The 12,202-nt window shown below is 33.8% G+C and carries 11 protein-coding genes; 8 read left to right on the plus strand and 3 right to left on the minus strand.

The genetic code is table 11. From position 1 onward, the window contains the following. The first annotated feature begins 99 nt into the window (after window positions 1-99). The 4 genes from ACSSV5_RS00330 (at window position 100) to ACSSV5_RS00345 (ending at window position 4,708) form a co-directional block, all read left to right on the plus strand. Window positions 100-1,824 (plus strand): GMC oxidoreductase, encoded by a 1,725-nt coding sequence (locus ACSSV5_RS00330; RefSeq protein WP_454244321.1) that lies wholly within the window; start codon window positions 100-102, stop codon window positions 1,822-1,824. 14 nt (window positions 1,825-1,838) lie between these two features. After that, window positions 1,839-2,468, plus strand: coding sequence for a gluconate 2-dehydrogenase subunit 3 family protein (locus ACSSV5_RS00335; protein WP_454244322.1), 630 nt, complete (start codon window positions 1,839-1,841; stop codon window positions 2,466-2,468). Between the two features lie 18 nt (window positions 2,469-2,486). Further along, complete coding sequence (locus tag ACSSV5_RS00340) at window positions 2,487-3,668, plus strand: serine hydrolase domain-containing protein (protein ID WP_454244323.1); 1,182 nt, start codon at window positions 2,487-2,489, stop codon at window positions 3,666-3,668. A gap of 611 nt (window positions 3,669-4,279) precedes the next feature. Further along, window positions 4,280-4,708: an Hsp20/alpha crystallin family protein gene (locus ACSSV5_RS00345; RefSeq protein WP_454244324.1), complete on the plus strand. Its 429-nt coding sequence runs from the start codon at window positions 4,280-4,282 to the stop codon at window positions 4,706-4,708. Window positions 4,709-4,808: 100 nt separating this feature from the next. Here the strand turns inward: ACSSV5_RS00345 and ACSSV5_RS00350 are convergent, their stop codons facing one another. After that, entirely contained in the window at window positions 4,809-5,717 is a 909-nt protein-coding gene (locus ACSSV5_RS00350; protein WP_211065073.1) for a histone deacetylase family protein, read from the minus strand. Further along, the gene (gene serS / locus ACSSV5_RS00355) at window positions 5,718-6,989 is read right to left on the minus strand and encodes a serine--tRNA ligase (protein ID WP_454244325.1); all 1,272 of its coding nucleotides are present in this window, start codon (window positions 6,987-6,989) and stop codon (window positions 5,718-5,720) included. 227 nt (window positions 6,990-7,216) lie between these two features. Here serS and ACSSV5_RS00360 point away from each other — a divergent pair, with 227 nt between their 5' ends. The 3 genes from ACSSV5_RS00360 to ACSSV5_RS00370 all read left to right on the plus strand — a co-directional run bounded on the left by ACSSV5_RS00360 (window position 7,217) and on the right by ACSSV5_RS00370 (window position 9,287). Beyond that, window positions 7,217-7,915 carry a MotA/TolQ/ExbB proton channel family protein gene (locus ACSSV5_RS00360; RefSeq protein WP_454244436.1) on the plus strand — a complete coding sequence of 233 codons (699 nt, stop codon included), beginning with the start codon at window positions 7,217-7,219 and terminating at the stop codon, window positions 7,913-7,915. Between the two features lies 1 nt (window position 7,916). Then, window positions 7,917-8,309 (plus strand): ExbD/TolR family protein, encoded by a 393-nt coding sequence (locus ACSSV5_RS00365; RefSeq protein WP_211065076.1) that lies wholly within the window; start codon window positions 7,917-7,919, stop codon window positions 8,307-8,309. A gap of 84 nt (window positions 8,310-8,393) precedes the next feature. Further along, the gene (locus ACSSV5_RS00370; protein ID WP_454244326.1) at window positions 8,394-9,287 is read left to right on the plus strand and encodes an energy transducer TonB; all 894 of its coding nucleotides are present in this window, start codon (window positions 8,394-8,396) and stop codon (window positions 9,285-9,287) included. A 20-nt stretch (window positions 9,288-9,307) separates the two neighbouring features. Here ACSSV5_RS00370 and ACSSV5_RS00375 read toward each other — a convergent pair whose 3' ends face one another. Then, complete coding sequence (locus ACSSV5_RS00375; RefSeq protein ID WP_454244327.1) at window positions 9,308-10,531, minus strand: hypothetical protein; 1,224 nt, start codon at window positions 10,529-10,531, stop codon at window positions 9,308-9,310. 341 nt (window positions 10,532-10,872) lie between these two features. Between ACSSV5_RS00375 and ACSSV5_RS00380 the strand changes: the two genes are divergently transcribed. Next, a complete protein-coding gene (locus tag ACSSV5_RS00380) occupies window positions 10,873-12,126 on the plus strand; it encodes a bifunctional folylpolyglutamate synthase/dihydrofolate synthase (protein WP_454244328.1) in 1,254 nt (417 codons plus the stop codon). The last annotated feature ends 76 nt before the right edge of the window (window positions 12,127-12,202 follow it).

A 12,202-nucleotide genomic window follows, 5' to 3' on the forward strand; every position in this document is an offset into this window, starting at 1 on the left:
TATCGTTTAACGAAAAAGTTGCATATGCAACTTAAATCCAGCTTTGAAATAAAAATTTAAAATGTATTTTTAATTTTTATTTCAAAAATCAGAATTTATATGAGCAAAAACAATATTAAAGTCTCCCCACAACAATTTGATGCTATAGTTGTAGGTACAGGTATATCAGGCGGTTGGGCGGCTAAAGAATTATGTGAAAATGGTTTAAAAACTTTAGTATTAGATCGCGGTAGAAATATAGAACATATCACAGACTACAAAACCGCTCATATGGATCCTTGGGACTTTCCTAACGGTATAGCAGCAACGCGAAAAACAAAAGAAAGAAAATTTAAACAACACCGAACAGGCTATACGACTCAAGAACCTCACCAACATTTTTTTGTTGATGATATCAAACATCCTTACAACGAAAAGAGACGATTTGACTGGATTCGCGGTTATCACGTAGGTGGCCGATCTTTGGTTTGGGGTCGGCAAAGCTATCGTTTAAGCGATATAGATTTTGAAGCCAACAAAAAGGAAAACATTGGCATAGATTGGCCTGTGCGATACAAAGATATTGAACCTTGGTATGATAAAGTTGAAGAATTTATTGGCATTAGTGGCGAAAATTTAGGATTAAAGCAATTGCCAGACCAAAAACTGCTCAAGCCTATGAATTTGAATTGTGTAGAACAACATTTAAAGAAAAAAATAAAAGAAAGCTTTGATGATGGTCGATTGCTAACTATTGGTAGAGTTGCACATATCACCGAAGGCACAAAACCTGGAGCTGGACGAACCACGTGTCAATATCGAGACCGATGTATGCGTGGTTGTCCCTATGGTGCTTATTTTAGTAGCAATGCATCAACCTTACCAACAGCAGAAGCAACAGGTAATATGACGTTAAGACCACACTCTATTGTCTATGAAGTTGTTTATGATGAACTTACTCAAAAAGCTTCTGGTGTGAGAATTATAGATGCACAAACTCATGAAAAAATTGAATATAAAGCCAAAGTTATCTTCCTTTGTGCTTCTGCAATGGCTTCTAATTCTATTTTACTTCAATCAAAATCAAAACGATTTCCAAACGGTTTAGGTAACGATAATGATTTGGTTGGTCGAAACCTTATGGATCATCATTTTTGGGTTGGTGCTACGGCAATTGCTGATGGGTTTGATGATAAATACTACAAAGGACGCCGTGCTAATGGAGTTTTTATTCCACGGTTTAGAAATATTGGGGGCAAAACCAACTCCAAAGATTTTGTTCGTGGTTACAACTACCAAGGCGGTGCTACACGATCAAATATTTCTGAAATGGTAGCCGAACTAAAATATGGACCTAAACTGAAAGAGGCCATTCTCAAACCAGGTGAGTGGAAGATAGATCTCATTGGTTTTGGAGAAACTTTACCTAATCATAATAACAGGTTATTTATGAATTATGATAAAAAAGACGAATGGGGCTTGCCAACTATAACTTTCGATGCTGATTTTGGAGAAAACGAACTGGCTATGCGAAAAGACATGAAAGACCAAGCCGTCAAAATGCTGAAAGCTGCTGGTTTTAAAAATGTAAAAGGCTATGATGTTAAAGAAAACAGAGCAATGGGCTTAGGTATTCATGAAATGGGTGGTGCACAAATGGGACGTGACCCAAAAACATCTGTCCTCAATGCCTACAATCAAGTGCATACTTGTAAAAACGTTTATGTTACCGACGGTGCATTTATGACCTCATCAGGAAGCCAAAACCCTTCGTTGACCTATATGGCTTTTACAGCAAGAGCAGCCAATCATGCGGCTAAACAACTTAAAAAGAATTCAATTTAAAGAACCTATTACTCATGAATCGTAGAGAAGTTTTAAAACGTATAGGTATTGCATCAGCAGCCGTGGTTGCTACACCAACAGTGTTGAGTATATTAAATAGTTGTACTACAGAACCTCAACTGTGGACACCAAAATTCTTAAGCATTCCACAAGGACAATTTCTCACAAAAATAGTCAATGTGTTTTTACCTAAAACCGATTTACCATCTGCTACAGAATTAAATGTCCCAGAGTTTATTGACCGTTATATAAATGAAGTGTTTAAAATTAAAGACCAGCAACGCTTTAAACTGGCTTTTGACAAAGTGTTATTAAAATTTGAAGATGAATCAAAAAAAGAAATCAATAAAATTGAAGCTAAAGATATTCAATTGTTTTTAGATCAACATTTAAAAGTAAAAGGAGAAACAGACACAGAAAGAGAGAACAACCCTGACTTTAAAGGCTTAACCACTTCTGAATGCTTAGACGTCTTGAAAAACTTTAGTATATTAGCCTATTTAACAACCGAAAAAATTGGAGAAGAAGTCTTAGCCTATGACCCTATTCCAGGAACCTATTATTGTGGCAACTTACAAGAATTAACACAAGGCAAATCTTGGTCTTTAGAGTATTCTAATTTTCCTTACACTGATTTGAAATAAACGAAAATTTTAAGAATTGTGAAAAAATTTATTAAAACCTTAAAATGGATTCTTGTCAGCATATTAATTTTAGTCGTAGGACTTTATATTTTAGGTTACGGCTATATATTTAAAGGGATTCAAGTGGTTTATCTCACTGGTCACACCACAGCTTTTATAGATGATTATCCTTATTTTGACAACCGCACTATAGAAACATCAACACCACAACCGTGGAAATTGTCTGACCAATACAATTCGGTTTCTGCATCTAAAAAACTTGAAGAAATCAATGATGAACTAGGAACTGTAGCTTTTCTTATCATAAAAGACGGAAAAATTTGGTATGAAAACTACGCTGAAAACTATAGCAAAACTTCAAAAACCAATTCTTTTTCTGTAGCTAAAAGCTTTACAGTCAGCCTTCTTTTTAAAGCCATTCAAGAGGGTTACATTACAAGTATAGATCAACCCATAACAGATTTCTTTCCAGAATTTAAAGGCAAATTTGCTTCACAATGCACAGTAGGCGATTTGGCTTCAATGTCAAGCGGTTTGAATTGGAATGAGCAATATTACAGTCCATTTTCTATGACGGCAAAGTCCTATTATGACAAAAACATCAGAACATTGATAAAAAGCTTAGCTATTGAAGACCAACCAGGTCAATCTTTTAAATATTTAAGCGGGAATACGCAACTTCTCGGAATGATTATAGAAAAAGCAACTCATAAATCTTTATCTGAATATTTGAGCCAAAGTTTTTGGCGTCCACTTGGCATGAATGACTTTGGTTTATGGCAACTCGATAGTGCAGAAAGCGGTATGGAAAAAAGCTATTGTTGCATTGCAACAAACGCTAGAAATTTTGCAAAGCTGGGTCAGCTTTATTTACAAAATGGGTGGTGGAATGGTCAGCAACTTATAGAAGATAAATTTGTAAAAAAAGCAACTCATCCAAGGTTTGAAGAGTCTCCTCAGTATGGTTATGGTTTTTGGTTGAGTGATTATAAAGACAAACACATTTTTGCAATGCGAGGAATTTTAGGCCAATACGTGATAGGCATTCCTAAAGATGATTTGCTTATCGTTCGATTAGGTCACCATAGAAGTCCAAATAGAATCAACTATTTTCCTAAAGATTTTTATGTTTATATAGATGAAGCATATGGGATGTTAGCCTCAGAATTTACAGACAGCACATTTTCTTTTATCAAATAAGAGAAAGTTTAGAGTTAATACGTTAAACACCGCTTTGAAAAAACCCGACGGATAAAATTTAAAAAGGTATTAATCAACAAGGTTTTATTATTAAATGCTTTGAACAACCCAAAACATTGTCTTTAACTGCAGGTGAGTTCGATTTATGGAAAGCTGTAAATCAGATGATTACATCTTTTTGTGAGCAAATTTTGCCATTTCGAACGAAGAATGAGGAGAAATCTCATCCTACTGAGATGTCTCATCACTCATGCTTCGCTCTGTCAACATGACAAATGATTAAATATCTGTATTTTATATGAATATATTTTATTGGAATTTATATAGAATTCACGCTAACTGCTATAACTGACCGTTTACTCGAAGGTTTTTCTTCTAAAAATTGAATATTAAATTATCATAAGTTCGACTATCAAAATTTATGTCAGTCAGATTGCTATGACAAGTAAATTTTTTGAACAAAACTCTAATTCGCTCACATGCTTTAAGACAAAAAGTCATTCATAAATTCAAAAAAACAGCCAAAACGTCACATGTTTTGGCTTGGTATAAGAATTGAATATTTGTTTTTGAAATTAAAAAAAAGTTTAACCTTAAAAAATTTAATTATTATGGGACTAATGACAAGAACAAGTAACGGATGGTTGCCAAATTTATTAGAAGACATTTTTGATGACAGGCTAACCGAAAATGGCTTTAGTGCCTTGAAATCCTTACCAGCTGTAAATATCGAAGAAAAAGAAGATAAATACAGTTTGGAATTGGCTGCTCCTGGTAAATCTAAAAAAGATTTTAACATTGAATTAGACAATGATTTATTGATTATTTCATCTGAAACTAAAGATGAAAAGGAAACAGAAGACAAAAACTTTACTAGAAGAGAGTTTAGTTATGAAAGCTTTAAACGTAGCTTTACATTACCAGATACTGTTGACGCTAACAAAATAAAAGCTAATTACAAAAATGGTATTTTGTATTTAGATTTACCAAAACGCGAGGAAGCTAAAACACAACCTAAGCGTTTGATTGATATAAGCTAAAATTTGAAACGCTTATTAAAAATTCCTACAACCCTGAAGTTTTGAACTTCAGGGTTTTTTGATATAACCTGAAAAAGATTCTATCTATGTAAAGCTAAGACTAAAAATAAATTTGTTGAGCCAACCTGAATGTATTAGCATGTGCCTCGATGATAATTTTAATGTCTTTAGAATAACCACCGCCCATACTAATTTCAACAGGTATATGCTTTTGATGAAGCGTTTCTAAAACAAATTCATCTCTAGCTTTACAGCCTTCAACTGTACAGCTCAATCGGCCTAACTTATCCGTTTTTATAATATCAACGCCGCTCAAATAAAATGCAAAGTCAGGCTTTACTTTGTCAATGAGCTTTGGTAATATAGATTTTAGGGTTTTTAAATACTCATCATCTCCTGTTTTATCATCTAAAGCAATATCAAGATTAGATTTTTCTTTTTGAAAAGGATAGTTGTTTTTGCCATGCATAGAAAAGGTATAAACTTTTGACTCATTTTTGAAAATATCAGCGGTGCCATTTCCCTGATGAACATCCAAATCTATAATTAATACAGAATGTGCCAGATTGTTTTGGAGCAAATAATAAGCACAAATCGCCTGATCATTGAGCATACAAAAGGCTTCGCCTCTCTGCCTAAAAGCGTGGTGAGTTCCTCCTGCTATATTCATTGCAACACCGTTTTTTAAAGCATAATTGCATGCTTCTATACTTCCATTGGCAATAAGTCTTTCGCGTTTAACCAACTGAGCCGTAAGAGGAAATCCTATTTTTTTTGCTTCTTTTCGCTCTAAATCACAATTATAAAGTGTTTTTAAATAGAATTTATCATGAGCGAGTTTAATATAATTTTCATTTTTTAAATCAATTTCTGGTTTAAAAAAATTCTCCGCTTCACAAGTTCCTTCATACAATAATTGTTTGGGCAATAATTCGTATTTTTCCATAGGAAACCTATGTCCTTCAGGAAGTGGGTGTTGGTATATAGAATCAAAAGCAATCTTTAGCATCTAATCGATTCTATCAAAACCTGTATAAGGTTTAAGAACATCAGGGATTTCTATTCCATCTTTGGTTTGAAAGTTTTCAAGTAAACCTGCAATAACGCGAGGTAATGCTAATGAACTTCCGTTTAAAGTGTGAATAAGCTTATTTTTATTAGCCTTATCTTTATACCTGATTTTTAAACGATTGGCTTGATAGGTTTCAAAATTAGAAACAGACGATATTTCTAACCATTTTTTTTGAGCAGTAGAATACACTTCAAAATCGTAGGTTAAAGCTGAGGTAAAGCCCAAATCGCCACCACATAGTTTAAGAATTCTATAAGGTAAATGAAGTTCTTTAAGAATGTCTTTCACATGCTCTACCATTTGATCTAAAACTTTATATGACAATTCTGGCTTCACAAAATTGACAATTTCAACTTTGTCAAACTGATGTAACCGATTTAAGCCTCTTACGTGAGCACCATAGCTGCCAGCTTCACGTCTAAAACATGGTGTATAGCCTGTTAATTTGATCGGTAAATCAGACTCGTTGATAATGTCGCCCCTGTATATATTAGTGATAGGAACTTCTGCCGTTGGGATTAAATACAAATTATCTTCACCCACATAATACATTTGACCTTCTTTGTCTGGTAGTTGACCTGTACCATAACCAGAAGCTTCATTGATAACAAGTGGCACCTGTACTTCTTGATATCCTCCTGCGATATTTTTATCTAAAAAATATTGTATCAATGCCCGCTGTAGTTTAGCACCTTTATTTTTATACACAGGGAATCCAGCACCTGTGATTTTATTCCCAAGTTCAAAATCTATGATATCATATTTTTTAGCAATTTCCCAATGTGGCAAAGCCTCGTTATGTAGTTTTGGAATATCACCTTCGGCATAAACCTCTACATTATCTTCTTCACTTTGTCCATTAGGGACGCTATCATGAGGCACATTAGGAATTTGATACAATAGCTGTTCAATTTCTGATTCTAATGTATCTTTTTGTTCAGACAGAGATTTACTTTTTTCTTTTAGTTTGCCAGTCTCTTTTTTAAGCTCATTGGCTTCTTGAGTCTGCTTGTTTTTAAAAAGTAGCCCAATTTGTTTTGAAATACTGTTAGATTTGGCCAAAATTTCATCAAGTTCAACTTGAGTAGATCGTCTTTTATTGTCTAATTCAAGCAGTTTGTCAAAAAGTGATTTGGCGTCAAAAGCTCTTTTTGCCAAAGCTTTTTCGTATCTATCACGATGGGTTCTAATATTTTTAATATCTAACATAAAATGAGAAATAGATGAGAATTAATTATTTGCAAATCTAATAAATGCCATACTTATTTTTGACATTACTATTAAAACTTATGTTTAAAATTTTCCGTGATGGTTTAAAGGCTAAAATGAAAATGATAAAACATTAATAATTTTTTCATCAAACCGCTTACAAGGTTAAACCTAAAAATGTAATTTAGTCCAAAATTTTTCGTTAAGACATAAAACTATATCTAATGATGTTTATAAGCCTTTTACAAGAGGTTACTGACCAAGCCAATCCAGTTGCAGAGGTTTCAGAAGAGAAATCTATTTCCCTACTCGAATTGCTGTTTAGTGGTGGTTTAGGCGGTACCATAATTATTATCATCCTTGCCGTTTTGCTTTTTGCTGCGATTTATATTTATTTCGAGCGTTTGTTTGCCATAAAAGCAGCATCCAAAACCGATAAAAACTTTATGTCTCAGATTAAAGATAATGTGAGCAACGGCAATATTGAAGGTGCCAAAGTGCGATGTGCCCAAGAAAATTCGCCAGTAGCAAGGTTAACTGCTAAAGGCATTTCAAGAATTGGCACTCCACTTGAAGATATCAATACTGCCATTGAAAATGCTGGACGACTTGAAGTCTATAAGCTTGAAAAAAACGTCAGTATTCTCGCAACTATTGCTGGTGCAGCTCCTATGATTGGGTTTCTTGGAACGGTTATCGGTATGGTTTTAGCCTTTCATGAGTTAGCAACAAGTAGCGGTCAAGCTGAAATGGGCTTGTTGGCTGAAGGAATTTATACCGCTATGACAACTACTGTTGCTGGACTTATTGTTGGTATCATCGCTTATATTGGTTATAACCATTTGGTGGTTAAAACCGATAAAGTGGTGCATCAAATGGAAGCCACAGCCGTTGATTTCTTAGACTTATTAAACGAACCGACTTGATATGAATTTAAGAGGACGAAATAAAATCAGTGCTGACTTCAGCATGTCGTCTATGACCGACATTGTTTTTCTATTGCTCATCTTTTTTATGTTGACTTCGCCTGTGATTACACCCGAAGCTTTAGATTTAATTTTGCCAAAAGCCAAAGGCAAAACGACTAACAAACACAACATATCGGTAAGCATAAACAAAAACTTAGAAATTTATATCAATCAAGATAAAGTCAGCGAAAGCGGTTTGGAACAAAATTTGATTAATCGTTTAAAAGATATAGAAAATCCAACCATTATTTTAAGAGCTGAGGAAGGCGTTCCTATAGAAAAAGCTGTTAAAGTAATGGATATTGCAAATAGAAACCGATTTAAAGTCGTTTTGGCCGTGAAACCAAATTAGTGTCAGTTTTTGAGCCTGCTAACGTTGCATGAATGCTCTGACCGTTTACAGTCAGGATGTATCGAGATGAATTAAACCTATGAAATGTCTTTTTTAGAAACCAAATACGAAAAAAAATCATTTGTCATCACAAGCATTTTGTATGTGATGTTGATTTTGTTATTGTTGCTATTAGGCTTAAAATATTTTGACCCACCAAAAGAAAAAGGTATTCTCGTCAATTTCGGAACCACAGAAATGGGGCAAGGCAATACACAGCCCACCAAACCCGTAAAAACGACTCCTGAACAAAATATACCTGAACCTACGCCACAGCCACAAACTCAACCTACAAGCTCTGAAGTCAAAGAAGAAGTGGCAACTCAAGAGACCGAAGAAGCTCCAGTGATAAAAGAAGAAGAGCAGAAAAAAGAAATCACACCCGAAAAAAATGAACCTAAAAAAGAAGAGCCTAAAGAAGAAGTCCCAAAAGAGGAAACCAAACCCGTAGAGAAAAAACCCGAAGAAGTTCCAGAAAAAAAACCAGACCCCAAACCTGATAAAGCCGTAACCGATGCTATGGACAACTTACTAAATGGTCCAGAAAATAACGGCGAATCTAAAAACAGCGAAGGCAACGACCAAACCGCAGGCGACAAAGGCGATCCTGACGGTGACCCCGAGGTTAAATCTTATTACGGCACGGGCAAAGGTCTTGACGGCGATGGCAATTATAGGCTTGGTGGTAGAAAAGCTTTAACCAAAACAAAATACACCCAAGACTGCAACGAATCTGGAACCGTGGTTGTGAAAATAGAAGTGGATCAAAATGGGAATGTCATCAAAGCTACACCAGGTGAAAAAGGCACAACCAACAGCGATCCGTGTTTATTAAAACCCGCTCAACGTGCTGCATTAGATACCAAATTCAACAAAGACAGCAACGCTCCTTCAAGGCAGGTTGGCTATATCACTTATGTGTTTAAGTTGTCGGATTAGTTGTGTATTAAAAAACGGACTTAAAACCAAGCATCAAAAATATCTTCTTCATTTAATTTTTCATCTACAGATTTCAAAAACTCCTTAGTGGTTTTTTGGGTTTTGAGTTTTGAGATATTATTGTTTATTTCTTTAGACTCTTTTTTTAATTGCTTCTTGAAGTTTTCAATGTGAAGCAAAATTTTTCTTTCTGATCTACCAAAAAAGTTTTTATAATAAAATTCATTTTCAGGATGTTTTTTGTACACAAATCGTTCTTGCTCTAACTCTTTGGTTTTTTCTAAAAGATTATCAGCAATCTGCTGGAGTTGAGATTTGTTAAGTTCTATGCTTGTATCATTGTTTGGCTCTATTTGAGATTGCAATACCAACAATTGATATAAATCTCGATTTTTCCAAACCATAGACAATTCTTTCATTAATTCTTCACGGCGTTTTCTTTCTGTTTCATCAGTTGTGAGATCTGGATGAACTTTTTTAACTAAGGTTTTATACAGCTTTGTAAATTCTTTGTCTGTAGTAATTACTTGCTGTTTTTTTTCTTCATGTTTTTCAGTTTCTTGTTGCTTTTCTTTGTATTCAAAAAACCGTGCTTTAAATTTATCTTGGAAATTTGGGTCGTTTAAATCTATATCTTTAAAAAATTCATCCTCCAAATCTACGCCCATATTTTCTAACATATGTTTGATCATTTCTTTCTCTATCGACTTTGCAAAACTATCTCCAAATTCATCGTCGTCATTTTCTTCATAGATGCTATCATCTTCATCAAAGCCATAATACTTTTCTTTATATTCATTATATTCATCAATTAAAGAGTCCAAAGTTTCGCTGGTATATTTTTTAAATAAGAGTTGATCAAAATTATCTTCTATCAAATATTCTAAAAGTCGTCTTTGGTGTTCAGAAAAGCTTTTTTGTTTATAGCGTTTTACAAGTTTTTCGGTAAATCGTTCAATATCTTTACATAAGCCATTTAAATCGTCTGGTAGGTTTTTGTGGTAAAGTGCTTTTATTTTATTTAATAATTTTCTGTCTTCCTCTAAAAGAGATTTTTGTTTTTCAATTTTCTTTAGCCTAGAACTGATAAGTTGTTTTAACTTGCTTTCTTTTTTGGTGTCTTCTTCTGAAATTTGAAGCTTGTTCAACATTTCGGGAACTTTTATTTTTTCATCATTATTTATTGATTTATGATTAGCTTCTTCTTCAAAGAGACGATATTGTTTGGTTTGGTTTAAAGACATTTAGACTGAGATTTACAATTTAAATTGACCGTAAAATTAAATATTAATATTGGTATAAAAAGTTTTTTTTAATCAATTTTACAGTTTAAAATACGCTGACTATTTAATAGAAATGACTCAGGTAAAAATAATTAGTGATAGAAAGAATTAGAAAACCTGTTTTGTGATTCTATCTCAACCAATATGGATAACTATATTAATCAAAATTGGTATAACATGATGGTATTATGATTTACTTTGTCGAAAAATTGAATGAGTAACATATTAGAAAACCAAAAAACCACTCAGTGAAGAAAACTAAATTTATTATGCGATTTTAAAAACAAAGATAATTTTATGGAATGCCTAAAAGTGTAAAACATCTCTTGACCTATTCAGAAACCATAAACTGGCTTTTTTCTCAACTTCCTATGTATCAACGTGTGGGACAAGCTGCTTATCGCAAAGACTTACATAACATCAAAGCACTTTCTGCTCATTTGAATCATCCCGAACAGAAATTCAAAAGTATTCACGTTGGTGGTACTAATGGCAAAGGTTCATGTAGCCACATGCTGGCATCTGTTTTGCAAGAATCGGGTTATAAAGTTGGGCTTTATACGTCACCACATTTAAAAGATTTTAGAGAACGAATTCGTGTCAATGGACAAATGATTTCAAAAGAAAATGTTGTTGATTTTATAAGCCAACACAAAGCATTTTTTGAAAAAGAAAATTTGTCTTTTTTTGAAATGACAGTCGGTTTGGCATTTCAAATCTTTGCAGACAAAAAAGTTGACATAGCTATTATTGAAGTAGGAATGGGCGGTCGTTTGGACGCTACCAATATCATTAAACCCGAATTGGCTGTCATCACCAATATCGGTTTAGATCACACCAAATTTCTCGGCGATAATTTGAAACAAATCGCCAAAGAAAAAGCTGGCATCATCAAACCAAAAACCCCTGTTGTGATTGGCGAAAAGCAGCCTGAAACCGAACCCGTTTTTAGGCAAACGGCACAAAGCACTTCATCCGAAATTTATTTTGCAGAAGACCACAATTTTAAGAGGTTTGTGTCTGATTTAAAAGGTTTGTATCAAACTAAAAATCAACAAACGGTTTTAAAGGCTATTGATATTTTAAAAACCCAAGGCTGGCAAATTTCAGAAGAACAAATCGCTAAAGGTTTATCCAATGTCATAAAAAACACAGGTTTTCAAGGACGTTGGCAGGTTTTAAGTCAAAATCCACTTTGTGTAGCAGACACAGCTCATAATTTGGAAGGCATAAAATATGTTGCCAAACAACTTCAAACTTTAAACTATAAAACCTTACACATGGTTATGGGTTTTGTGAATGATAAAGATGTGAAAAGCATTTTAAAAATATTGCCACAAGATGCCGTTTATTATTTTTCAGCACCAAAAATTCCAAGAGCCAAACGTGTAGAAGACTTAAAAGATGAACTCCAAAATACGTCTTTACAAAAGCAGTTTTTTTTAACTTTAGAAGAAGCCTTTGAAAGTGCAAAATCAGAAGCTCAACTCAAAGATGTTATATTTGTAGGTGGCAGTATTTTTACTGTTGCGGAACTTTTAACTGAGGAAAAGTAATTACCTTTATATAAACGCTAAATTTCATTCGAATTTAAGTTTTAAAAAATTACTTTTTTATATTGCAATGAAAACT

The organism is Psychroflexus sp. MBR-150, from assembly GCF_053628795.1.

Excerpts from the sequence above, each read along its gene's own strand:
- ACSSV5_RS00335 (WP_454244322.1), top strand. The coding sequence starts at position 1,839 with ATGAATCGTAGAGAAGTTTTAAAACGTATAGGTATTGCATCAGCAGCC.
- ACSSV5_RS00360 (WP_454244436.1), top strand. The coding sequence starts at position 7,217 with ATGTTTATAAGCCTTTTACAAGAGGTTACTGACCAAGCCAATCCAGTT.
- ACSSV5_RS00330 (WP_454244321.1), top strand. The coding sequence starts at position 100 with ATGAGCAAAAACAATATTAAAGTCTCCCCACAACAATTTGATGCTATA.
- ACSSV5_RS00370 (WP_454244326.1), top strand. The coding sequence starts at position 8,394 with ATGTCTTTTTTAGAAACCAAATACGAAAAAAAATCATTTGTCATCACA.
- ACSSV5_RS00345 (WP_454244324.1), top strand. The coding sequence starts at position 4,280 with ATGGGACTAATGACAAGAACAAGTAACGGATGGTTGCCAAATTTATTA.
- serS (WP_454244325.1), bottom strand. The coding sequence starts at position 6,989 with ATGTTAGATATTAAAAATATTAGAACCCATCGTGATAGATACGAAAAA.
- ACSSV5_RS00365 (WP_211065076.1), top strand. The coding sequence starts at position 7,917 with ATGAATTTAAGAGGACGAAATAAAATCAGTGCTGACTTCAGCATGTCG.
- ACSSV5_RS00350 (WP_211065073.1), bottom strand. The coding sequence starts at position 5,717 with ATGCTAAAGATTGCTTTTGATTCTATATACCAACACCCACTTCCTGAA.
- ACSSV5_RS00380 (WP_454244328.1), top strand. The coding sequence starts at position 10,873 with ATGCCTAAAAGTGTAAAACATCTCTTGACCTATTCAGAAACCATAAAC.
- ACSSV5_RS00375 (WP_454244327.1), bottom strand. The coding sequence starts at position 10,531 with ATGTCTTTAAACCAAACCAAACAATATCGTCTCTTTGAAGAAGAAGCT.